Here is a 20,946-nt window from a genome sequence, read left to right on the forward strand (position 1 = left end):
ACTCACCGGGGAGTCACGGCCCATGGGTTGGGCCGCAGCATCGATACTTCCCCAATGAGGCATCGGATGATCTCGCGTCGGGTCTTGCCCTCCTGTGTGCGGCGTTCGTAGTACGCCTGGGTGCGGGGGTCGTGGCGCAGGCGGGTGAACACGATGCGGTGCAGGGCCGCGTTCGCCCGGCGGTCGCCGCCGTGGTTGAGCCGGCGCGTGCTCCGCCGGCCGGAGGAGTACTCGATGGGGCTGACTCCGCAAAGGGCAGCAAAGGACGCCTCAGTGTTCAGTCGCTCGGGATTGTCCCCCCATGGTGATCAGGAGAGTGACGGCGCTGTCCGGGCCGATGCCCACTGGCGCGAGCAGTTGCGGGGCGTGGCGTTCGACGAGCCGGGTCAGGCGCTGGTTCAGCTCGTCGATCTGAGCGGTGAGCTGCTCGATGCGCTCGGCGAGCATGCGCAACGTCAGGTGGGTGGCTTGGGTCACCGCGTCCTCGTCTTCCCCACCGTCGGGTGGGCCGAGGCGTGCGCAGGTGCGGAACAGCTCGCGGTTGCCCAGGCTGGACAGTCGTTCCCGCAGGGCGGGATCGGCGATGACCAGGACGGCCTTGAGCTGGTTGATCGCCTGGGTACGGGCCTTGACCGCGGAGTCCTTGGCGAGCTTGAAGATCCGGGCGCTGTGCACCGGACCGTCGCCGGACTTGGCCCGGGCCCGGGCGCTACCGCTGAGCACGGCCTGCGCGGCGGCCTGAGCGTCGGGCGGATCCGACTTCCCCAGCAGGCGGCGGGCCGAGCGGTCGGGGCGGTTCACTTCGTACACCTCGACCTGCTGCGCCAGCAGGTAGCGGGCCAGGCCCGCGCCGAAGGTGCCGGTGCCCTCCACACCGGCACGGCGCACCGTCCCCCGCTTGCGGGCCCACACGAGAAGCTGCCGATAGCCGGCCGCCGTGGCCGGAAAGGACGCGGTGCCCAGGACCTACCTTCCCCAGCGGGGAGATCACGGCGGCGACATGCACCTCGCCGTGCGTGTCCACGCCCAGTACGACCTCTTTCCGCACGGGAGGGTCTGTGCTCGAGGAGGTGCTGTGCTGTCTGGTCGTCATGGTGTTTGGCCTCCCGCGTGGTGACCTGCTGGGCGGATGGCACCGGCCCGCTCGGGCGGTCTGAACCGTGATGGCGCCTGGAACTCGGCAAGGCCCCTATTGGGACACGCCCTGTGGCTCGGTGACAGCAGAAGCCAGCCCGCAACGACGGTCGACAAGCCTGTGACTGGACACTTCGGTCAAAGATCTCAAGAGTCAGACCCCCGTCCGGGACGGCATCGCGCAACCGTCCCATCGATCCCGGCGTATCGGCACCTACCGACCACAGCCGGATGGCTTCGCCCGAACCAATGCCCAACCTGGCCGGAGCAGGCTGAGAATGAGTTGACTCCCCGCCCACTCGCGACCGGCAATGACGGACAGCCTGTGACCCGCCTTACTGGTCGCCCTCCATCAGCCATCGCACGAACGGCTTCGAGCCCTCATTCTGGTGCACGGTTGTCCGCAAGTCATGGAGCGGGCTGCCAAAGAGACGGCCTAGCAACTCGGCAAGAGCACCGGCGAGTGCTGGGCGGCGGCCAAGAGCGGCCGGTGTCGGCCAGTCAGTCGGGAACAGGCGCTGGATGCCCTGCGGCAGAACGTGGCGCCGTGCATCCACTGCGGACCGGATACGGAACTCGGCCTACTCGAGTAACGGGGAACCAGCAGCACCGCACGTAGGGGCGCCCGCGTGGAAGGCATGGCGCATGTGGGCGCTGCCGGACCCGATGCTCGCGGCCCCCGCCACCGACCCGGCGCCGCCCGATGGGTGGGCCGCCGAGGAGAAGTGGGACGGTTCTCCAGACACCTCGTGATGTCTCATTCGCGTTGGCACCGTTCACCCAGGTCACGACTGGTCCTTCGTGCGTGCGGCTGAGGCTTGCCGGGTGTCTGCGCCGCTGCTGACGTGCCGCTGGGTCTCCTGGGGGCCGTGCCAGTCCAGGCAGACGGCGGTGGCATCGTCTTCGAGCCGGCCGTCGGCGGCGTCCCGGACCGCGGACGTCAGCGCCAGCGCGGTCTCCCTCGGGTGCAGATTCCGGGTGCACCCCAGCAGGGCGGGCAGATCGACCTTCTCTCCGTGACGTTCGAGCATGCCGTCGGTGAACATGAGCAGACGGTCACCGGGCCGCAGGTCGAGGTCCTGCACACGGTACGGGTGGGGAGTCAGCTCAGACAGCCCGAAGGGATGGTCCACCTCGCAGGTGATCGTCTCCACAGCCCCGTCGCGCATGCGCAGCGGCCAGGGATGACCGGCGTTGACGAATTGGGCCCGCCCGGTATGGAGATTGATGCGCAGGAGCTGCCCGGTGGCATGACCGTGGCCGTGTTCGATCAGTGCCTGGTCTGCCCGGTGGGCCTGTTCGCCCAGGCCGGTGCCCGCCCGGCGGGCACCGCGCAGGGCGCCCACCAGGACCGTGGCGGCCAGGGCGGAATCCATGTCGTGGCCCATGGGATCGGTCACCGACACGTGCAAGGTGTCGCGGTCCACGGTGTAGTCGAAGGTGTCGCCGCTGAGGTCCTCGGAGGGCTCCAGGTTCCCGCACAGGGTGAACTGTGCGGCCTCGCACGACAGCGACAGGGGCAGCAGCTGGTACTGGATTTCAGCTGCCAGGGTGGCCGGCTTGGAGCGTTTGCCCCAGGTGTAGAGATCGGTGAAGCGGCCGTTGGCGATCACGATGTAGGCCAGGATGTGGGCGGCTTCCCCGACTGCGTCGAGCACGTCCTCGCCAGGGCCGGTCGGCAGGAGCAGTTCCAGCAGCCCGATCGCATCCCCGCGGTTGGTGACGGGCACGATCACCCGCTGCCCCTCGCCGGTCGCGTCCTGATACAGGCGCTGGGTACGGATCACCTCCTCGTAGACACTGCCGAACAGGGGAACCCGCTCGGCCTGCCGCCCACCTTGAGTGGGAGCGGTGGACAGCCGAGCCACCGCCTTCCCTGTCAGGTCCACGATGAGGAAAGAGACCTTAGTGGCCTCGAAACGCCGCCGCAGGTCCTCCGCGATCACGTCGACGGCGTCCGCCGGCGCCGCTGTCTCCGCTGCTGTCAGCAATCGGGTGAGCCCACTTTGTCCACCGCTCACGACCGCAGTCCCTTCCGCAACCCCCCACCAGCTTGGTAATAACCGCAGTGAGCGTCAATCCGTGAACAGTCACGCTCCGGCGTTCGCCCGCGGACGGGGCCGCCACGGCTGCTCTGTACAAAAGCGGCTCGACGGGCCCATGTCTTAGGAGACACGCCAGAGTCTGGAGAACGATCGCTGGAGAGCGCTGCTCTCTCTGGATGCCGGGCGTTTGGTGTTGCGCTCGCGCAGGGACAGGAACCTCGCACCCTCCTTCCCCGAGGTTCGTTCCGGGCACGGTCCAGCTGCCGACGCGACGGCCCTGGACGGCGAGCTGGTCGTACGGGAAATCCAGCAGGCTCGCCTTCAAGCGAACCAGGGTCGCCTCCAGCGGCGCGGTGCCGGCGCTGCCCGGCTCGCCGAGCAGTGGCCCGCCCACGTCGCCTTCGACTTGTTGCGCCTGGCGGGCACCGACACGACCAGATGGCCGTACGCGGGCGCCAGGGTGGCTGCTCCGGAACGCCTTTTTACCGAACAGAACCTCACCGCGCCGTGGGCGCTGTGCCCGTCGTTCCCCCCGCTGGCCTGGGGATTCACGAAACTGCGGACAGGGCCCTGAAAGCGGCCAGGGCTACTTGTCGCCCGAGCCGGACGGGAGCCGACCCGCAGGTCCACCGCGGCCCGGTCCGTGAGGCGGGGAGCAAGGCTGCGGCTCAACCGGGCGAGGGCCTCGTCCACCTCCAGAGTCTGACCGAGCACGTCACGTCGGGACCAGCCGTCCGTCACCACGCAGGCACCTGTCGTCGTCCCCGCGTGCCGCACGCCTCTCGGCCAGCGCCCACAACAGCGGGCAGCGCTCCCGCGGGATGAGGGCACCTCCCGGGTCACGATGGCACAGATCGTGCGTGGAACTCCCCGTCGCCACCCGCCACACCAACGGCGGGGCCATGGGCGCCATCGCGGGGCGCCGTCACTGCGGTCACGTCAGCGGCTCCCCCGGCTCGTTGGCTGAACCGGAGGAGCCTGAGTCGAGCCGGCCCCATGGATGCGCTGCTGAACGCGGCCCACCTCCGGGTCCCCCTCCCGAGTCCCCCGCACCCGAATGCCTGCCGCGATGTCCGACAGGCGCTCAATCGGAGCCGCGACCGGTCGTGCGCAGAACCCCGGGAGGAGGGGATGCTCTGGGACGCCACGATCAGGACGTCTTTTTCCGGCTGCGGTTGATGCACTCCGAACGCACGGCCGTCCGCGTCGGCACCGGAGAGCCTCGAACCGACTCTGAAGACGGTCAGCCGAGCCAGGACGACACCACCCGGCCTCGTGATCCTGCCCCGGCGTCTGGTGGTCGAGCAGTCCTTCGCCCGATCAGGCGCGCCCGCAGGCACCGCGACCATGGACGGAACATCCCTCGATCCGAGCGGTACTGATCGTCGCAGGGCAGGGCCCACCGTCATGGCCGAGTTGAACCCTGAGTGAGCTCCGCTCCAACGGCCGCTGCGCGCCGTGGAACGGGATGCACGAAAACGGCAACCTGGGGTAATAGTCGAACTGTCGTCCTCGCAATTCCGTACGGCACCGGCGACCCGGACGGGAAACCCGAGGTCTGGGATGTGACCATGATGGAAGACTCTTCGAACGGCACCCCGATGCGGCTCGAGGGGCACTTGGTTCCGGCACGGACACCGCTCCTGAACAAGATCAGCGAGTTGCAGACGGAAATCGGTCAGCTGCAGGAGGCCGTCGTCTCCCACACCGTGGTGGACCAAGCGATCGGTGTGGTCATCACCCTCGGTGGCCTGCGTCCCGAGCAGGGCTTCCAACTGCTACGAGAGGTCTCACAGCACACCAATACAAAACTGCGGCAGGTCTCCGAACTGATCGTGGAGTGGGTACACAGCGAACAGCTGCCCGATGAGATCCGCACCTCCCTGGACAAGGCACTGGCCACCGCACGGTCCATCTGAACGCAGCACAGCTCTGCCGCCCGCGTTCCGAGCCGGACGGCAGGGCGGGCGGACGAGTTGAATGCCAGCTCACTTCCGAACCCGCACGCGACGCGACCTCCGCTCAACGCGTCCCGGAACCCATCTGACCAAAACGTCGCACGCCAGACTTACCGGCGGTCGCTGATGACGCACGCTCCGGAGCACTCGCCGGCGTGCCCGCAAGGGCCCCACGATCACGGAGTCTCCCCCGAGTCGCGCGAACGGTTGCGTGGTTGCCGTGTGCAGCGGATCGGACGCCTCCTGCGCGGCCGGCAGCCGCCCGGCCGACAACAGGAGCGGGCCGGCGCCGCGAAGCACCCGGGACAGCGGGCCCGTCGCCGTCTCCGGCACCGGCGGCAACGGTCCCGTCAGGCCGGTCAGGGCCGCGTCGGGGTCAAACAGACCCGCTCGGCGGCGCCGTCCTCGTCCACCAGACCGGCCGCGGACCAGTCGGCCAGTCCCGGCGCCAGCACGCGGCACACCCGTCTGAGCCCCTCGACCGCGTCCAGCGTGCTCGACAGCGCCGCCGCGCTCCGGGTGGCGAACGCCAGCTGGTCGAGCGCCACTCGCAGCGCCGCGTCCGCGTCATCCTCGTCCATGGCGACCACCTGCCCGCCTGGTGGCCCCGCGGCCGCTTCCGCCCTGGGAAACCAGCTTGCCGAACGACGGTTCGCGGGGCCCGTGCCCGCGCCGCCGCTCATGCCGCGTCGCGCCAGGCGGCGATACCGGTCACCGTGACCGCGACGGTGACCGGCTCCGCGGCACCGTGGGTGGCGAGGTGGGTGATGAGGGCGGCTGTCACCCGGTCGTGGACGATTCGGGCGATGTCCAGCGCCCGGCGACCCTCCGTCAGGACGCAGCGCACCTCGATGTGCCATCCCGAACCGTCCGGCGCCCGGTCGGCGCGTATGCCGGCCTCGGGTGGCGTGGTGTCCGCCCGGGTGGGCGCGGCGGCTGCCGCGAGGCGCCGGGCGAGGCGGGGTTGCAGGGCGGCCACGCCAGGAACCGCGAGGGCTGCCTCGGCCGCGACGCCGAGGAGCGCGGTGGTGCCGGTGGCGGTCATCATGCGCCACCGCCCGTCGGGAGGCGGGGACCTGGGGTCGGCCCCGGGTCCAGTACGTCGGCCACGGTGATGTCGACGGCTGTCACCGTGAGCCCCAGGTCCTGTCCGGCCGAGTGGAGGACCGTTCGGCGTACCTGGTGGACCCGGTCGGGGAGCGGGCGGTCGAGGGCGGCGGCCAGGGTCATGGTCACCCGCACGTCGGTGCCGTTGCCCTCGGGTATGAGCCGGCAGGTCGCGGCCCTGGAACCGGGGACCGTGTCCGCGGCCTGCCTCAGCACCTTCGCCGCGGCGCTCTCGGCGATCCGCAGGTCGCGGTCGGGGTCGGCCAGGGGCAGCAGTCGCCCGAACCGGGCCTCTGCCCTGACGACGTCCATGACCCGGTCCGCGAGTGCGTGCAGGCCCGGAGGGTCCTCGTCGCGCAGCGCCCGGGCGGCCGCGTTCACCGTTGCCAGTCCCTCGACTGCCTCTCGGCAGTGAGGACAGGACACCGGGTGCAGGTCGGCGGCCGGCGGTGCGTCCCGCGCCTGTTCCCAGACCCGGCTGAGCAGGCGGCCGCAGGGCAGTACCTCATCGCCTGCGATCGGGGGCACGTCGGCGGCGGCCGAGCCGTTGCGGGGCCCGCCGGCTCCGGGCGGTCCGGGAGGCCGCGTGTGCGGATCGTCTAGCGCCATGGGCCCATCGCCTCCTGCAGGGATCGGCGTGCCCTGAACAGTCTGCCGCGTACCGTCTGCTCGCCGGTACGCGTCACGTGCGCGATCTCCTTGTAGGGCAAGCCCTGCACCTCCCTCAGGATCCAGCAGACCCGCTGCCCGGCGTCCAGCTCGGCGAGTGCGCGGGACAGGGCGGCCGTGGCCGCGTCCTGCTCGGCGGTCCGGGCGGGCTGGCTCCACGCGTCGCCCGCCGCGGGTTCGGCGACGGCGTCCAGGGGGAGGGGCGGCGGTCGGCGGCGGCACATGGTCTGGCAGCGGTTGACGGTGATCCGGGTACATCCAGGTGCGGAACTCCGCCCTGTGGCGGTATTCCGGCAGGTGGCGCCAGGCGCTGATGAAGGCGTCCTGAACGGCCTCTTCGGCGTCCTGGGGGTTGCCCAGCATGCAGCGGGCCAGGGTCAGGAGGGAGCGGCTGTGCCGCTGGACGAGAACGGCGAAGGAGTCCTCGTCCCCCTCGGCCGCCCGTACCGCCAGCAGGCGGTCGGGCAGGTCGCACCCCAGTCGTGGGGAAGCAGTGCGTTCGATCATGACGCTCCCACGCAGGCTCGGAACGAGCGTGTACCCCCGATATGAGTTGTGACGCACATCACATGCCAGACGCGTGAGGATTGTGCCGCCCGGTATGTCCAACGTTCGACGGGCACCATTCCGGTGTCCGGCCGACCGATCGAGGCGACCGCCATGACGGACAACATCACCAGCGTCGGCGGGGGCAGCCGGCCCGAAGCGGGCGTGAGCGCGCTCAAGGGCCGCACCGGGGCCGGGGCTCCGGCCGAGACACGGGGCAGGACCACCATCGCGGACGGTGTGGTGGCCAAGATCGCGGGCATGGCCGCCCGCGAGGTACCGGGCATCCACAGCCTGGGCGCGGGCATGGCCCGCGCCTTCGGAGCCATGCGGGAACGCGTCCCCGGCGCAGGCGGAGGCGGAGCGGTCACCCGCGGCGTCAAGGTCGAGGTCGGGGAACGGCAGGCCGCGGTGGACCTGGACGTCGTCGTCGAGTACGGCGTCTCCATCGTCGACGTCGCGGGCGGCGTACGCGTCAATGTCATCAGCGCCGTGGAGCGGATGACGGGCCTGGAGGTCGTGGAGGTGAACATCGCCGTCGACGACGTCCACCTGCCCGACGACGAGGAGCAGCAGACCGAACCGGACGAGGGCCGCGTGAGATGACCGCTGCCGGGACCACCGCCGTGATCTCGGGCCCGAGCGGATGATCACGGCGAGAGGGACGCTCGCGAGACGGGTGAGTGCGAGATGAACACAGCAACGACGGGACTCGCGGCCGGCATGGCCCTCGGCTTCGCCGGCTACTTCGGCGGCTTCTGGGCGTTTTTGCTGGTCCTGGTCCTGGGCGCGGCGGGGCTGATCGTCGGCCTCGTCGTACAGGGCGACCTGGACCTCCGGACACGGAGGCAGCGGTGAAGACCCGGCCCGGTTCCCCCGGCGAGGGGTCGGGCCCGCCGGCGCCGGCCGCCGGGCTGCCGCCCCCGGCCGAGCGGGGCGCCACCGTCATCCCGGACAGGGTGGTCGCCCGTATCGCCGCGCAGGCCGCGCGCGCGGCGCAGGCGCGGCGCGCCGCGGTACCGCCCGATCGGGGCGGACCTGCGGCACCCCGCGCCTCCGCCGCCGTCCGTACCGGATCGGTGCGCCTGCATCTGACCATGGACCTGCCCTACCCCACCGACATCCCCCGTGTCTGCGAGCGGATCCAGCGGGACGTCGCCGAACGGGTCGCCCAGCTGACCGGGCTGCGGGTGGGAGAGGTCCTCCTCACCGTCCGGCGGCTGGTGACCGCCGCCGACTCGAGCCGGGGGCGGGTCCGGTGAGCGGCCGGGCGGCCCGGGTCACCGGGCACGCCGTGCAGGAAGGGCGATCGCGATGACATCCGGTCCACGTCCCCCGGGCCGCGGCTCCGCGTCGTCCACGCACCGTGCCGCGGTGCCACTGACGAAGGAGCCCGACCCTCCCGAACGCGACGTGTCCACCTCGGACCTCACAGCCGGTGAGCGCGAAGGAGGGCACCGAACCCGTCGCAAGTGGTCCGCGCGCCGCATCACGGCGGCGCTGGTCGCCGCGGTGATCCTCGTTGCCGCGGTCGCGACGCTCGTCGACGTTATCGCCGTACGGGCGGGACGTCCGGCCGCGGCCTGGCGACGGCACCTGGCCGACGAACTGGCGACCCGCCCGGTGGACGACGTGTGGATGCTGACGGGGGCCGCCGTGGCCGCCGCCGTCGGCGTCTGGCTGATCGTCCTGGCCCTCACCCCCGGTCAACGCCGTTGGCTGCCCCTGCGCTCACCCGCCGGCTGCCCGCGCTTGCGGGCCTTCGTGGACCGCGACGGAGCCGCCGTCCTGCTGCGCGACGCCGCCATGCGGGTCCCCGGAGTCGGCGCGGCGCACGTCCTGGTGGGCCGCCACCGCATCAAAGCCCGCGCGGACGTCCGCTTCCGCGAGCCCCGACAGGTGAAGGACGACCTCACCGCCGTCCTCGACGAGGAGCGCGACCGGCTCGCCCTCGCCCGTCCTCTCCGCATCGCCGTACGGACGCGGCGACGCACCCGCTGACACAAGACCCGCAGCACCGGAGCCCGCCATGACGCCGCGATCCGCTCTCAACCGCACCCTGCTGGCCCTCGCCGGGCTGGTCCTCCTCGGCGGCGGACTGCTCATCCTCTTCGCCGGGCTCGACCTCTACAGGCGGCACGATCTGGCCCCGCCCGCCGGCTGGCCCCTGACCACCCCGGCCGACGTCCTGCTCGGCTCCGCCGACCGGGCCCGCTGGAGCAGCCAGGGCTGGTGGTGGCCCGCGGACATCGCCGCCCTCGTCCTCACCGCCCTCCTCGCCCTGTGGTGGCTGCTCGCCCAGCTGAGCCGACACCGCCCCGGCTCACTGCCCGTCGGCGGCACACCCCCGCAGGAGGGCGTCGAACTGCGCGACCGCGCACTCAGCGAAGCGATCGCGAACGAAGCCGGTGCCCTGCCAGGGGTAGGCCATGCGGCCGTAGTCATCACCGGCCGACCGGGCCGCCACCGCACCCGCATCAAGCTCACCCTCACCCCCGAGGGCACGCCCGGCGCCACTCTCGGTGCCCTGTGCGAAGGCCCGATCGGCACCGCGCGTCGGTCCACCGGCCTCACCGACATGCCAACCGAGGTCCGCCTACAGGTCAGCCGCCACGGACCACACCGCGTGGAGTGAGGAGGAGATCGGCCGTTCCCGCCGACGCCCTTGCGGCCCATAGCAGTTCGCGGGCGCGCCGGCACCACCCCCCGAAGGAGAGACCATGATCATCCTGGGCGTCATTCTGCTCGTCGTCGGCTTCCTCACCGGCCTGTCCATCCTGTGGACCATCGGGATCATCCTGCTGGTCGTGGGAGCCATCCTGTGGATCCTCGGCGCGATGGGACACGCCGTCGCCGGTCGACGCCACTACTGGTAGGCGGGGTCGGTTGCCCTGCAGGGCAGTGATCCATGCTGCGGGCAGGCCGGCAGACGGCGCGGACCCCGCCAAGATGTTCGCGGCGGCGGACGACGACGGCGAAGAGGTCGATCCGGCTGAGGCCGCCGCCGGTGCTGACCAGCCGCCGCGGCTCGGCCGGGGCGCGCCCGGTGGCCGTTGTGCCGGTCCTCGCCGCACGAGCGCACGGCCGACTCGATGGGGAGTCGGTGGATCGACCCCCACGATCCGGGCGGGAGTTCCCCACCGCGTCGACCGGTGAGTCTCCGTCGGGAGTTCGTATGCACAGCACCTTCGTGAAGATCCGCCAGAACGTCCCCCCCGGGCCACGGCGATGACGGGCGGTGAGGGGCAAGGACCCGCGGAAGGCTCCACCCGGTCGGAGCGCTTCGGGGAGGAGTTTCTGGGAATCCTGCTGGACCAGGGGCACGAGCTGCCGCCGCACCAGCTCGGTCCGCTCGTCGCACGGCAGATCGGCAGGCTCGACGGCCGCGAGACCTCGCTCTTCCTGCAGGACTACGGCCAGGTGTGGCTCGTCCCCCTGCCGGGCGACGGGCTGGCAGCCGGGGAACCGCAGCCGATCGACGGCTCCGATGCCGGTCGTGCCTTCCAGGAGGCGCGTCCCGTCGAGGTGCCGCAGGCCGGCGGTGTACGGGTCTATATACCCCTGCTGGACGGTGGCGACCAGGTGGGCGTCCTGGCCGTCACCCTGGACCGCCTCCACGACGACGAGCGACGGCTGCTGCGCAGGCTCGCCTCGCTCGTGGCCGACATGCTGGTGACCAAGCACGGTTACACCGATCTGTTCTTCCGGCTGCGCCGCAGAGAACCGATGAGTGTGGCGGCGGAGATCCAGTGGTCGCTGCTGCCACCGCTGGCGATGTCCACGCCCCGGGTCGAGCTGGCCGGGATGCTGGAACCCGCCTACGACGTGGCCGGCGACAGCTTCGACTACGCCCTCAACGGCGATGTCCTGCATGTGGCCATGGTCGACGCGATGGGCCACGGACTGGACGCCGCCACGATGGCCACGGTGGTCATCGGAGCCTACCGGCATGCCCGGCGCATCAGCGTCGGCCTGTCGGAGATCTATACGTTCATGGACCGGGCCGTCGCCGATCAGTTCGGCCCCGACCACTTCGTGACCGCTCAGATGATGCGGCTCAACACGGCAACGGGCAGGCTTCAGTGGGTCAACGCCGGACATCCCGCTCCTCTGTTGATCCGTGGACACCGTGTCGTACGACGGCTGCAGGGCCCGACGACGCTGCCCGTCGGCTTCGGCGGTCACGAGCCCCGGATCAGTGAAGTGGCTCTCATCCCCGGCGACCGGATCCTGTGCTTCACCGACGGACTGATAGAGGAGCGCGATGTCGGCAGTGAGGAATTCAGTGAGGAGCAGCTCATCGGGTGGGTGAACCGCCTTGAGCCCACGGCCCAACAGATCCGGACGGTGGCGCGCTCCCTCTCCCACACGCTGCAACGGGCGCGGGGCGGGATCACGACGGACGATGCGACGCTCCTGCTGATCGAATGGCGCGGGAGCGCCACCGACGACCTCGCCCTCCCGGAGTGAGCCGGCCTCCCACCCCCAGGGAAAGGCCGACGGCACGCAGCCTTTCCCCCACCGCCGATCTCTCACACTCCTGCTGCCGCGGTGGGCACGTGACGGGTGACCGGTCCGTCAGGAGTGCGTGAGGCGGGGTGGGGGGGCGTCGTGTCCGCCTTCGGAGTCCCAGACCGCCTCCCGGAGCGAGTCCGAGTCGGCCGCTGCCTCTGCCGCGGCCCGGAAACGTTCGGCCTCATGGATCAGGCCGGTCGCCGTGAGGCTCCGCGACGGGTCGGTGGCCGTGGCCATGAGCCGGGCTGCGGTGGCCGGGGCTGTCTCCGGTGGGATCACCAGCAGGTCCCAGCGGCCGAAGGTGTGGGACAGCAGCAACAGCTTGTGCGGGTCCTGCCCGGCGTTGGACCAGCCGACGCGCACCATGTGGCCGTGCGCGGGCACTTCACCCGGGATGACCGGCCACAACGTGCGGCTCACCGCTATCCGGGTGATCCGCCCCCACAGCGGGTCGAGACATTCGACGAGCGCCGGGAGCTCCTCCGTCAGGTTGCGCGAACGGGGCCACCAGGCACCGTCGATCAGGGCCGGAGGGGCGCCGGCCCGCGCCAGCGTGAGTCGGAGCGGTGACGAAGAAGGGGCCCGGTCTCCGACTGCGGGTGTGAACGGAATGGTCGCGGTCATGACGCGGACCCAACCCCAGGCCGGTCACGGCCGGCCCGGTTGCCATGAATCGCCGAGAACGACCCGGCGTGGAAGCCGGTGTACGAGATGCTCTCGGTAATCACCAGGATACTCCTCGCCGAGGCCCGGCGGACTGGCGGGGAGTGACGGGCTGAACGGAACAACACACGTCACACAGCCAGGGGAGTGCTGGGCCGGGGCATGCGGGCCGTCGGGCGTGAGACCGGTCCGGGAGCCGGCATACGAAGGGCCCCGGCGCCCTCGGCCCACTGCCGCCGGTATCGACAGCCGTTTCACGGAATGCGGCGGCGTCTCCACAACCGCCCCGGCGCGTGCGGAGTACCGTGGACACCACCGAGGGCATTTCGCACACCGGCTTCCACGCCGGGTCGTCCTCGGCGAGAGACGAAACCCGGGTCGCCGCCGAGGCGGCCCGGAGACGGGTCCGCATCATGTCGGCGACCTTGCATCAACCCCTGCCACACCACGAGCCCGTCGCAGCCCCGGCCGCGCGTCTCGCGCTGAAGACCGACGGCCCGTCGCGCGGCCTCCTGGACGGTGCCTGGTGGCCCCGCTCCCGGGACCTGCTGAGCGAGCTGCCCGCACTGACCGATGTGCTGGACCCTCTGTGGGGCCGCATCACCCGCATCGCCGTCAACCCGAAGTACTGGCCGGTCATCCCGCACGAGGTCCCCGTGGGCGGTCATGTCGTCAAGGTCGGATGGTTCACCCCGGAGATCGACCCGCACAAGCTGCTGCTGCTCTCCTACGGCACCGGCCGCTGGGACCTGCTGGTCATCCCGCCCGAGACCGAGACGGAGTCGGCGGCCCGCCTGATGGCGGCCGCGTCCGACTACGACGGCCCACCGCTGACCGCAAGCGCTCTCATCGCCGCGGACGAGACCCGGCACGCCGTCTCCGCCGCCGACCGGCCACTCGAACCGGACGAGGCAGGGAAGCACGAGGAGGACGGCCCCGCCTCAGCGGCCGTTCCGGCACGGACGGATCGCGCCAGTCGCCTGGTCATCGGCATGTGAGACGGCCGCCACGACCGGTGCCTTCACGGGTTTCGGACCTGCCTCACGAGCCGGCGCAGGCACATGCAGGGGTCTCGACCGGCGAGTCTCCGCCCCACGTGGTCCTCGTTCGAGGAGCAGTACATGCAAGCCCTGATCGTTCTCATCGTCGTGATCGGCCTTCTGGCCGTCCTGGCCCTCGCCCTGTCCGTGAAGGTCGTCAAGCAGTACGAGAAGGGAGTGCTGTTCCGCTTCGGCCGACTCGTCGGAACACGCTCCCCGGGGCTGCGGTTCATCATCCCGTTCGTCGACACCCTGCACCGAGTGTCGCTGCGGGTCGTCACCATGCCGATCCAGTCCCAGGGCATCATCACCCGGGACAACGTGAGCGTGGACGTGTCGGCGGTCGCCTACTTCCGGGTCGTCGACGCCGTGAAGTCGGTCGTCGCCGTGGAGAACGTCGACGCGGCGATCAACCAGATCGCCCAGACCACCCTGCGGAAGGTCGTCGGCCGGCACACGCTCGACGAGACGCTGTCGGAGACGGACCGTATCAACCTGGACATCCGCCAGATCCTCGACGTCACCACCGTCGACTGGGGTGTGCAGGTCACGCTGGTCGAGCTCAAGGACATCCAGCTGCCCGACACCATGAAGCGCGCCATGGCCCGCCAGGCCGAGGCCGAGCGGGAGAAGCGAGCGAAGATCATCAACGCGGAGGGCGAGTCCCTGGCCGCAGCCGCGCTCGGCGACGCCTCGGACACCATGATGGCCCACCCCCTGGCGCTTCAACTGCGCAATCTCCAGAGCCTGGTGGAGATCGGTGTCGACCAGAACACCACCGTCGTCTTCCCGGCCCCCCTCATGAGCACGATCGGCGAGCTCGGCTCCTTCCTCGCCCGGGAAACTGCTGCCGCCGCACCCGCCGCGGCAGCGCCACCGGCCGGCACCGGCCGCACCCACACGTCCCTCAGCCCGGCAGGCAGCGCGCCCGGCACCGCGGCGTGAAGCCGACTACGGCCCGAGCGATCCGTGGCACCAGGGAGGATTCGTGACCGTCGCCTGTCGCGCGCATCCTCCGGGCACCGGCTGATGATGGGGGTACGGCCGAACACGCGGAGCTGATCATGACGGGTTGGCGGGTCAGGGACTACACCCAGGACGATCTCGAAGCGGTGATCCGTGTCGACATGCAGAGCGGCACGACCGAGGAGCCGCCGCTCTTCCCGCTCTCGGACGCCGTGACGGCCCTCCAGACCCGCCACCCGGCCGTGGTGGCCACGGCCGACGACGTGCTGATCGGCGCCGCGGTGAGCAGGGTGGAGGGCGAACGGGCATGGATCCTGCGCATCTGCATGGCGCCCGGCTGGCGGCAGCGCGGGCTGGGCAGTGCCCTGATCACCGCCCTTGAGCAACGCGTCTTCGCCGCCGGCGTCCGCGCGGTGCACGCCGCCCTGCCCGAGGGCGAGACCGGTGCCACCGCCCTGCGCAACTGCGACTTCGGCGCCCGCCCCGGGCTGGTCTTCTTCGAGAAACGCGGACCGGTGACCCCGCAGTCGGCCGGCACGCTGTCCTCGCTCGGAGCGGAGCTGCCGCCAGGGGGGCTCTGGCAGAAGGTCGCGGGCATGCAACGGGAGAAGCAGCTCATCGAGCGGCGCCTGGTCCTGCCGCTGGCCCATCCCGAACTGGCCGCCCAGCACGGAGTGGAACCGCCACGGGCGGTGATGCTGTTCGGCCCGCCCGGGACCGGCAAGAGCACGTTCGCGCACGCGATCGCCAGCCGCCTGGGATGGCCCTTCCTCGAACTGTTCCCCGCCCGTCTGGCCGCCGAGTACGGCCTGGCGACCGGGCTGAACCGGCGCTTCGACGAGATCGCCCGGCTCGACCACGTCCTCGTCTTCATCGACGAGGTCGAGGAGGTCGCCGGCGAACGCGGCGGCGCGGACGCGACCGCTGTCGGCGTCGTCAACGAACTGCTCAAGGCGATCGTCCGGTTCCGAAGCCAGGACGGACGGCTGCTCGTCTGTGCCACGAACAACGTGACCACGCTCGACTCCGCGTTCCTGCGGCACGGCCGCTTCGACTACGTGCTGCCGATCGGCCCTCCCGACCACACCGCCAGGACCGCGCTGTGGGAGAGCTACCTGGCCCGAGCGGGCGCACGGGCCGACAGCGCGGTACTCGCGTCCGCCAGCGAGGGGTTCACCCCCGCCGACATCGCCCACGCGGCGCGCACCGTCTCCCAGGCCCAGTTCGAGCGCACCTTCGACACCGGAACCCGGACCACCCCCACCACCGACGCCTACCTGGACACGATCCGCGACACCAAGGCCACGGTCAGCTCCGCGATGGCCCAGGAATTCGCCCAGCAAACGGAAAAGTACGCCCGCATCTAGCGTCCAGGCCGATAGGGGAGTCGATCTGCGACGGACGTGTCAGGCCGGCGCAGGAGGCATGCCGCCGCCCGTATCAATGAGGATCTGTCTGGCCTCGGTGACGTTGTCGGCCCGTACGGCCCTGGCCATCGCGGCGCGTGCCGCATCGGGCGACGTGTCCGGAGGGACCAGCATCAGGGAGAAATGGTCCTGGTCGCCCCGGGTGATGAGGACGGTGTCGTCACCGACCGGGAAGGAGTCGATGTGCACGACCCGGCCGTCGACCATCACCCGGGTCGGCAGTTCGTCCCAGGCGCTGCCGTCCAGACCGACCCGGGTGACAGGTCCGAGGTGCTCGGTCAACGCGGAGATCAGCGAGGGCAGCTCCGCACCGATGTCCCGGGACCGTGGCCACCAGGCACCGTCCAGGATTCCCTCGCGTGCGTGTGTGGTCTCCAGCCTCAGCAGGGCCGTCCCGGGTTTCACCGACCGGTGGACGGCGTCCGGCAGGAGCCTGGGGAGGTCGGGGGTGTCTGAGTCAGCCATGGTGTCCGCCCGTCCGCAGAGAGCAGTGCCATCGCAGAGCATGCGACCGCGATACGGCCCTGCTACCTCACGGTACTCCGCACGACGCTCGCGCGAGCGCTTCGCCGCAGGGCGCGGTTACGGAAACAAGCAACGGCTCCGGCGTATACCCGCCGGAGCCGCCCTTCCAGGTCATTGCACGTGAGCGTGCGCCGACCCGCTTTCCACGTTACGCCAAAGGGATTGATCCGACATGAACAATCCTTGCGGAAGTTCACTTCGGTCCGAGAAACCGACGCGGCTGCTCAGCCACGCCCTTCTTCTTCTGTCTCCATCTGCCGGATCCCCTGATGCGTCAGCGTGATCATCGCGGGCGTGTTGCCCCTCTCCCAGTCCACGACGACCCAGCCTTCACCTGCCAGGTACATACAGGCAGCGGCCATGTCCTGCTCAGGGATACCCAGGTCGGTGCGGAGCTTCGCCCCATCGACGCCCAGGAGGCGATTGCCCTCGGCGGCTTGGTACAGAGCCTGCATGATCCTCTCGCGGTACGTCTTCCGGTCTCGCAATATCGCCATGACGCGCCTTCCTCTACTGCCCACGGTCGGGCCGAAGTCGATGTCATCCGCGGTCGCCGTCGCGGGGGGGCGCGTCGGAACGGTCGCGTCCACCGCCGACCGACGGTGCCTCCGGGGCCGACGCCCGATCCCCGGCAGAACATCGCTGTAGTGGAAGGCAGCGATCCGTTCGGCGTGCTGGCCGTTGAGCCGGTGGATCAGAGCGACTCCGACGGCGATCAGAAGGAGCAGCGCGGCCGCGGCGATGACCGTCATGGTTCTCTCATCTCCGTCGAACGGCGGGCGAAGGGCCTGCCGATCCGATATGCCGGGGCAGGCACGACGGCCCGACCGGCTCCGCCGTCGGTCTCCCACGCTTCTTCCCTGATCCGGGCGTCGATCCTGTCTGCTGCTTCCTCCAGTGCCGGGGCCTCGATGCCGTCGCCCGCCATGAGCTGCGCGGCTGCCTCCGCACCGGTTTCCGGCGGAATCACCAGGACGTCCCGGCGGCCATTGGCGGAGAAGAAGGTCAGTCTGTGCGGATCCTGCTCCTCGGTGGACCAGCCCACGTGCACTGTACGCCCGGCGATGGACACCCGACACGGGATGACGGGCCAGTGGGCCGGGTTCACCGCGATACCCGTGATGCGACCCCAGAGATCGCCCAGGGCGGCTGTCAAGGGTGGCAGCTCACGGGTCAGGGCACGGGAGCGAGGCCACCACGTGCCGTCCAGCCCGCCCGGCGCGGGTGTCAGGGACAGGCGAGCCGGCAGCGACGGCGCGCGCTTGCCCCATGTCGTACGGTCGATGGTCACGGACATGGTGCGAACCTGCCCCCGGGCTCGTGAGCGGCCCGGCGTTGTCGATCACCGGAAACGGCACCCGCAGCGGAGCCGGTACGCGAAGAACTCCCGGTGCTTTCACACTACTCCGCTCACCGGCCCGAGAAGCCTGGGGTGACCAGGTATTTCCTGCCTTCGGCCTGGTCACCCGCGCCCGGCACTGGGCCGGTCAGAGCCAGTCCTTGCGCTTGAACGTCAGATACAGCACTGCGGACAGGACCACGATGACGGCTGCCGATGTGATGAATCCGGACTGCCGGCCGAAACCGGGGTAGGGAAGATTCTGGCCGTAGTAGCCGGTGATCGCGGTGGGTACGGCGATGATCGCGGCCCAGCTCGTCACCTTCTTCATGATCAGGTTCATGTTGTTGGCCTGGACCGAGAGGTTCGTCTCCATGACCGAGGCCACCAGGTCCCGCAGTGATTCCGTCCACTCGGTGGCACGCAGCACGTGGTCGTAGACGTCCTGGTAGTACGGGGCGAGAGGGTCGTTGATCAGGTGCAGGCCGGGGCGCATGAGGGTGTTGACCACCTCACGCATCGGGAGCACGACGCGGCGCAGCTGGACGAGCGACTTACGCAGTGCGAAAACCCGGCGCTGCACGGCTTCGATCTCACGGCGCCCGGCCGCGAAGAGCAGACCCTCCAGCTCCTCGACGCTGTCGTCCAACTGCTGGACCGCGGCGAAGTGTCCGTCCACGAGATGGTCGAGCAGACCGTGCAGCAGGAATCCGACGCCGTGGCCGCCCAGGTCCGGGCTCTCGTCCCAGCGGGCGACAACGTCCTCGATGTCGAGGCCGTCGTCCTTGCGGACGGTGATCATGGCCTGGCTGGTGAGGAATACGGCGATCTCGCTGTACGTCAGTTGCGCACCGTCCGGGCTGACGGTCACGGCGTAGGCGCTGAGGAACTCGTGGGTGCGATAGCGGTCGAGTTTCGGCCGCTGTCCATGGTGAGCGGCATCCTCCAGAGCCAGTTCGTGGATGCCGAACTCCTGACCGAGCATGGTGAGTTCAGCGGCTCCGGGCCGGTGCAGGTCCAGCCACAGGACCGACGCCGGATCAGCGAGATGCGCAGAGACGTCACTGGCGGGAAAGCCCTCCAGGACCAGAGTGCCGTCGTGATACAGCCGGGTACGCGTCACCATGGCCCGAGGCTAGTGTCTTATACCCCTGTCATGCCGCTTCGCCCCGATTGCCAGCGCGGCAGGTTCATCGACAGCAGCCACCCTCCGTGGGGGCCTTACGTCAAAGCCCGCGACATCCGGAGCTCCGACCGACGAGCATCGGGTGCCGGTCCGAAGGCAGGGATGTGGGTACCCGCCCGCCGCATCGCATCCGGCGTACACCGCACGACCGGATGCGGCCCGTCAGCCGGGAAGGACACTCCGAGACCATGACCACGCATACCCCGCGCCGTCGCCCGCCTCCCCCCGCAGGTGGCAGTGATTTCGCCCGCCTGTCGAAGAAGATCGCCGAGGCCGGCCTGATGAACCGGCGCCCCGGCTACTACACCGTCCGGTCCATCGTCGTGGCCGTCGCCTGCGCCGGGGGCTGGAGCGCGTTCGTCGTCATCGGCGCGGGGTGGTGGACCCTGGCGCTCGCCGCGTTCCTCGCCGTGATGTTCGGGCAGGTGGCTCTGCTCGCCCACGACGTCACGCACCGCCAGGTCTTCCGCCGGCGCCGGCCCAGCGAAACGGCCGGCCGCATCGCCGGGGCCGCGATCGGGATGGGCTACGGATGGTGGCAGGACAAACACACCCGCCACCACGCCAACCCCAACCACGAGGACCTCGACCCCGACATCGCCCCGGACCTGCTGGTGTGGTCCCAGGACCAGGCCCGCGCCGCGACCGGACTGCCGAGGATCATCGGCCGTCGGCAGGCGTTCCTCTTCTTTCCCCTGCTCCTGCTCGAAGGGGTCAACCTTCATGTCTCCAGCGCGCGAGCACTGGGCAATCGCGCCCTGAAGAACCGCGCCCTGGACGGCACGCTGCTCTACGGGCACACCGCCGCCTACCTGACCGCAGTGTTCATCGTCCTCCGCCCGGCATGGCGATCGCGTTCCTGGCCGTCCACCAGTGCCTGTTCGGCCTGTACCTCGGTTGTCTGTTCGCCCCCAACCACAAGGGCATGCCGATCCTGACCGGCAAGGACCGCCCCGACTTCCTGCGCCGCCAGGTCCTCACCGCACGCAACGTACGCGGCAGTTGGTTCACCGACCTCGTCCTGGGCGGCCTGAACCACCAGATCGAACACCACCTGTTCCCCAGCATGCCCAGCCCGCACCTGCGCAGGGCCCGGCCCATCGTCCGCCGCTACTGCCAGGACTTGGGAGTCGACTATCGGGAAACCGGACTGATCGCCTCCTACCGGCAAGCACTCGCCAGCCTCCACCGAGCAGGAGCGCCACTGCGGCGAGCCCGTATCAGCAGCGCCCGAGCATGACGCACCGGCGCCGACGGTAGATGATCTCGCCGCCCTGTCTGAACCAGGAGGCAATCCCGTCGAACCGCTTGCATGAGTCGGCAGCTGTAACGCATCCAGATGCCCTTGCCGTACTCCAGCGCCTTTTCCCGGTGCACGGCTGAAGTGATCCGGTGAGACCCAGCGGCTGGAACAGCCCCGTCGGCTTCCCGGCGCGGCTGCGTCGTCTTACGGCTCCCCTCCCAGATGGGCGCAATCGCAAATCCAGCGTCCCGCGAGCATCGCAGGAGCGCGCACTGTGTGCGGAGCCGAACGCGGTCATGCGCGCAAGCACAGTCGAGATCACGGCGAAGCCCCGCCGGAGCGCTCCGGCGGGGCTTCGTCCCAGGGCTCCGAGCAGAAGCCCCGTCGGGGGATGGTTCCCGGATGGGCTTCACTGCTTCGCACTGCCCCTATAACGGAGGTGACGACTGCACTGGTCTGACCAGGTGGAAGACCTCCCGGGCCGCGTAGCGCTTGAGTCCTCTGAGTCAAGTCAGGGAGCTGCGAGGCGTTGGGCGGCAGGGTGGCTGCAGGGGTCGTAAGGGGTGGCGTTGTGCCAGCAAGC

23 protein-coding genes and 3 pseudogenes are annotated in these 20,946 nt (G+C 70.3%); 14 read left to right on the plus strand and 12 right to left on the minus strand.

Annotation, left to right across the window (positions count from 1 at the left end; all coding sequences use genetic code 11):
- Positions 1-2: 2 nt before the first annotated feature.
- Both ACWCQS_RS45390 and ACWCQS_RS45395 read right to left on the minus strand, forming a co-directional pair.
- The gene (locus tag ACWCQS_RS45390; protein WP_451009931.1) at positions 3-281 is read right to left on the minus strand and encodes a transposase; all 279 of its coding nucleotides are present in this window, start codon (positions 279-281) and stop codon (positions 3-5) included.
- Positions 271-912, minus strand: a complete 642-nt coding sequence (locus tag ACWCQS_RS45395) for an IS110 family transposase (protein WP_451009925.1) — start codon at positions 910-912, stop codon at positions 271-273. Before ACWCQS_RS45395 ends, ACWCQS_RS45390 begins: the two co-directional genes overlap by 11 nt.
- 689 nt (positions 913-1,601) lie before the next feature.
- Here ACWCQS_RS45395 and ACWCQS_RS45400 point away from each other — a divergent pair.
- Positions 1,602-1,727, plus strand: a pseudogene (locus tag ACWCQS_RS45400) (DUF6233 domain-containing protein); the annotation flags it as partial.
- Between the two features lie 192 nt (positions 1,728-1,919).
- Here the strand turns inward: ACWCQS_RS45400 and ACWCQS_RS45405 are convergent.
- Positions 1,920-3,125, minus strand: coding sequence for a PP2C family protein-serine/threonine phosphatase (locus ACWCQS_RS45405; RefSeq protein ID WP_067246241.1), 1,206 nt, complete (start codon positions 3,123-3,125; stop codon positions 1,920-1,922).
- 247 nt (positions 3,126-3,372) lie between these two features.
- Between ACWCQS_RS45405 and ACWCQS_RS45410 the strand changes: the two genes are divergently transcribed.
- Positions 3,373-3,753, plus strand: coding sequence for a DNA ligase-like domain-containing protein (locus ACWCQS_RS45410; protein ID WP_310769932.1), 381 nt, complete (start codon positions 3,373-3,375; stop codon positions 3,751-3,753).
- A gap of 997 nt (positions 3,754-4,750) precedes the next feature.
- Complete coding sequence (locus ACWCQS_RS45415; RefSeq protein WP_308437751.1) at positions 4,751-5,098, plus strand: ANTAR domain-containing protein; 348 nt, start codon at positions 4,751-4,753, stop codon at positions 5,096-5,098.
- 398 nt (positions 5,099-5,496) lie between these two features.
- On the opposite strand, the gene ACWCQS_RS45420 is transcribed toward ACWCQS_RS45415, so the two are convergent.
- The 4 genes and pseudogenes from ACWCQS_RS45420 to ACWCQS_RS45435 all read right to left on the minus strand — a co-directional run bounded on the left by ACWCQS_RS45420 (position 5,497) and on the right by ACWCQS_RS45435 (position 7,420).
- Positions 5,497-5,718: a hypothetical protein gene (locus ACWCQS_RS45420; protein WP_055495855.1), complete on the minus strand. Its 222-nt coding sequence runs from the start codon at positions 5,716-5,718 to the stop codon at positions 5,497-5,499.
- A 98-nt stretch (positions 5,719-5,816) separates the two neighbouring features.
- Positions 5,817-6,185 (minus strand): hypothetical protein, encoded by a 369-nt coding sequence (locus tag ACWCQS_RS45425; RefSeq protein WP_234377246.1) that lies wholly within the window; start codon positions 6,183-6,185, stop codon positions 5,817-5,819.
- Complete coding sequence (locus ACWCQS_RS45430) at positions 6,182-6,853, minus strand: hypothetical protein (RefSeq protein WP_055495853.1); 672 nt, start codon at positions 6,851-6,853, stop codon at positions 6,182-6,184. Before ACWCQS_RS45430 ends, ACWCQS_RS45425 begins: the two co-directional genes overlap by 4 nt.
- Positions 6,844-7,420 (minus strand): annotated as a pseudogene (locus ACWCQS_RS45435) (RNA polymerase sigma factor). The gene ACWCQS_RS45430 and the pseudogene ACWCQS_RS45435 overlap by 10 nt, the downstream one beginning before the upstream one ends.
- Before the next feature lie 153 nt (positions 7,421-7,573).
- On the opposite strand from ACWCQS_RS45435, the gene ACWCQS_RS45440 reads away from it, so the two are divergent.
- The 7 genes from ACWCQS_RS45440 to ACWCQS_RS45470 all read left to right on the plus strand — a co-directional run bounded on the left by ACWCQS_RS45440 (position 7,574) and on the right by ACWCQS_RS45470 (position 11,929).
- Complete coding sequence (locus tag ACWCQS_RS45440; protein ID WP_055495862.1) at positions 7,574-8,065, plus strand: Asp23/Gls24 family envelope stress response protein; 492 nt, start codon at positions 7,574-7,576, stop codon at positions 8,063-8,065.
- 84 nt (positions 8,066-8,149) lie between these two features.
- Complete coding sequence (locus ACWCQS_RS45445; protein ID WP_030645371.1) at positions 8,150-8,317, plus strand: hypothetical protein; 168 nt, start codon at positions 8,150-8,152, stop codon at positions 8,315-8,317.
- Positions 8,314-8,721 carry an Asp23/Gls24 family envelope stress response protein gene (locus ACWCQS_RS45450; protein WP_055495852.1) on the plus strand — a complete coding sequence of 136 codons (408 nt, stop codon included), beginning with the start codon at positions 8,314-8,316 and terminating at the stop codon, positions 8,719-8,721. Before ACWCQS_RS45445 ends, ACWCQS_RS45450 begins: the two co-directional genes overlap by 4 nt.
- Positions 8,722-8,833: 112 nt before the next feature.
- Complete coding sequence (locus ACWCQS_RS45455; RefSeq protein WP_234377245.1) at positions 8,834-9,460, plus strand: DUF6286 domain-containing protein; 627 nt, start codon at positions 8,834-8,836, stop codon at positions 9,458-9,460.
- Between the two features lie 28 nt (positions 9,461-9,488).
- Entirely contained in the window at positions 9,489-10,094 is a 606-nt protein-coding gene (locus tag ACWCQS_RS45460; RefSeq protein ID WP_451009926.1) for an alkaline shock response membrane anchor protein AmaP, read from the plus strand.
- A gap of 85 nt (positions 10,095-10,179) precedes the next feature.
- A complete protein-coding gene (locus ACWCQS_RS45465; RefSeq protein ID WP_099054839.1) occupies positions 10,180-10,335 on the plus strand; it encodes a DUF6131 family protein in 156 nt (51 codons plus the stop codon).
- A gap of 352 nt (positions 10,336-10,687) precedes the next feature.
- Positions 10,688-11,929 (plus strand): PP2C family protein-serine/threonine phosphatase, encoded by a 1,242-nt coding sequence (locus ACWCQS_RS45470; RefSeq protein WP_451009927.1) that lies wholly within the window; start codon positions 10,688-10,690, stop codon positions 11,927-11,929.
- 108 nt (positions 11,930-12,037) lie between these two features.
- On the opposite strand, the gene ACWCQS_RS45475 is transcribed toward ACWCQS_RS45470, so the two are convergent.
- Positions 12,038-12,598 carry a DUF5994 family protein gene (locus ACWCQS_RS45475; protein ID WP_055495849.1) on the minus strand — a complete coding sequence of 187 codons (561 nt, stop codon included), beginning with the start codon at positions 12,596-12,598 and terminating at the stop codon, positions 12,038-12,040.
- A 344-nt stretch (positions 12,599-12,942) separates the two neighbouring features.
- Here ACWCQS_RS45475 and ACWCQS_RS45480 point away from each other — a divergent pair, with 344 nt between their 5' ends.
- From ACWCQS_RS45480 to ACWCQS_RS45490, 3 genes are all read left to right on the plus strand, one after another.
- On the plus strand, positions 12,943-13,635 hold the full coding sequence (locus ACWCQS_RS45480) for a DUF5994 family protein (protein ID WP_055495848.1): 693 nt from the start codon (positions 12,943-12,945) through the stop codon (positions 13,633-13,635).
- 123 nt (positions 13,636-13,758) lie between these two features.
- Positions 13,759-14,622, plus strand: a complete 864-nt coding sequence (locus ACWCQS_RS45485; RefSeq protein ID WP_451009928.1) for a slipin family protein — start codon at positions 13,759-13,761, stop codon at positions 14,620-14,622.
- Between the two features lie 119 nt (positions 14,623-14,741).
- Positions 14,742-16,010, plus strand: a complete 1,269-nt coding sequence (locus tag ACWCQS_RS45490) for an ATP-binding protein (RefSeq protein ID WP_451009929.1) — start codon at positions 14,742-14,744, stop codon at positions 16,008-16,010.
- Between the two features lie 39 nt (positions 16,011-16,049).
- On the opposite strand, the gene ACWCQS_RS45495 is transcribed toward ACWCQS_RS45490, so the two are convergent.
- From ACWCQS_RS45495 to ACWCQS_RS45510, 4 genes are all read right to left on the minus strand, one after another.
- Positions 16,050-16,535 carry a DUF5994 family protein gene (locus ACWCQS_RS45495; protein ID WP_055495845.1) on the minus strand — a complete coding sequence of 162 codons (486 nt, stop codon included), beginning with the start codon at positions 16,533-16,535 and terminating at the stop codon, positions 16,050-16,052.
- A gap of 284 nt (positions 16,536-16,819) precedes the next feature.
- Positions 16,820-17,092 carry a hypothetical protein gene (locus tag ACWCQS_RS45500; protein WP_055495844.1) on the minus strand — a complete coding sequence of 91 codons (273 nt, stop codon included), beginning with the start codon at positions 17,090-17,092 and terminating at the stop codon, positions 16,820-16,822.
- Between the two features lie 251 nt (positions 17,093-17,343).
- Complete coding sequence (locus ACWCQS_RS45505) at positions 17,344-17,892, minus strand: DUF5994 family protein (protein ID WP_063785065.1); 549 nt, start codon at positions 17,890-17,892, stop codon at positions 17,344-17,346.
- Between the two features lie 190 nt (positions 17,893-18,082).
- Entirely contained in the window at positions 18,083-19,060 is a 978-nt protein-coding gene (locus tag ACWCQS_RS45510) for a magnesium transporter CorA family protein (protein WP_451009930.1), read from the minus strand.
- Between the two features lie 248 nt (positions 19,061-19,308).
- Here ACWCQS_RS45510 and ACWCQS_RS45515 point away from each other — a divergent pair.
- A pseudogene (locus ACWCQS_RS45515) lies at positions 19,309-20,360 on the plus strand (fatty acid desaturase family protein).
- Positions 20,361-20,946: the final 586 nt, after the last annotated feature.

The sequence above is a fragment of the Streptomyces sp. NPDC002076 genome, from assembly GCF_053593835.1.

What these genes read in the sequence shown, in the direction of transcription:
- ACWCQS_RS45440 (WP_055495862.1), top strand. Translation starts at nt 7,574, where the DNA reads ATGACGGACAACATCACCAGCGTCGGCGGGGGCAGCCGGCCCGAAGCG.
- ACWCQS_RS45505 (WP_063785065.1), bottom strand. Translation starts at nt 17,892, where the DNA reads ATGTCCGTGACCATCGACCGTACGACATGGGGCAAGCGCGCGCCGTCG.
- ACWCQS_RS45470 (WP_451009927.1), top strand. Translation starts at nt 10,688, where the DNA reads ATGACGGGCGGTGAGGGGCAAGGACCCGCGGAAGGCTCCACCCGGTCG.
- ACWCQS_RS45460 (WP_451009926.1), top strand. Translation starts at nt 9,489, where the DNA reads ATGACGCCGCGATCCGCTCTCAACCGCACCCTGCTGGCCCTCGCCGGG.
- ACWCQS_RS45415 (WP_308437751.1), top strand. Translation starts at nt 4,751, where the DNA reads ATGATGGAAGACTCTTCGAACGGCACCCCGATGCGGCTCGAGGGGCAC.
- ACWCQS_RS45430 (WP_055495853.1), bottom strand. Translation starts at nt 6,853, where the DNA reads ATGGCGCTAGACGATCCGCACACGCGGCCTCCCGGACCGCCCGGAGCC.
- ACWCQS_RS45445 (WP_030645371.1), top strand. Translation starts at nt 8,150, where the DNA reads ATGAACACAGCAACGACGGGACTCGCGGCCGGCATGGCCCTCGGCTTC.
- ACWCQS_RS45485 (WP_451009928.1), top strand. Translation starts at nt 13,759, where the DNA reads ATGCAAGCCCTGATCGTTCTCATCGTCGTGATCGGCCTTCTGGCCGTC.
- ACWCQS_RS45420 (WP_055495855.1), bottom strand. Translation starts at nt 5,718, where the DNA reads ATGGACGAGGATGACGCGGACGCGGCGCTGCGAGTGGCGCTCGACCAG.
- ACWCQS_RS45510 (WP_451009930.1), bottom strand. Translation starts at nt 19,060, where the DNA reads ATGGTGACGCGTACCCGGCTGTATCACGACGGCACTCTGGTCCTGGAG.
- ACWCQS_RS45495 (WP_055495845.1), bottom strand. Translation starts at nt 16,535, where the DNA reads ATGGCTGACTCAGACACCCCCGACCTCCCCAGGCTCCTGCCGGACGCC.
- ACWCQS_RS45500 (WP_055495844.1), bottom strand. Translation starts at nt 17,092, where the DNA reads ATGGCGATATTGCGAGACCGGAAGACGTACCGCGAGAGGATCATGCAG.
- ACWCQS_RS45425 (WP_234377246.1), bottom strand. Translation starts at nt 6,185, where the DNA reads ATGATGACCGCCACCGGCACCACCGCGCTCCTCGGCGTCGCGGCCGAG.
- ACWCQS_RS45475 (WP_055495849.1), bottom strand. Translation starts at nt 12,598, where the DNA reads ATGACCGCGACCATTCCGTTCACACCCGCAGTCGGAGACCGGGCCCCT.
- ACWCQS_RS45490 (WP_451009929.1), top strand. Translation starts at nt 14,742, where the DNA reads ATGACGGGTTGGCGGGTCAGGGACTACACCCAGGACGATCTCGAAGCG.
- ACWCQS_RS45465 (WP_099054839.1), top strand. Translation starts at nt 10,180, where the DNA reads ATGATCATCCTGGGCGTCATTCTGCTCGTCGTCGGCTTCCTCACCGGC.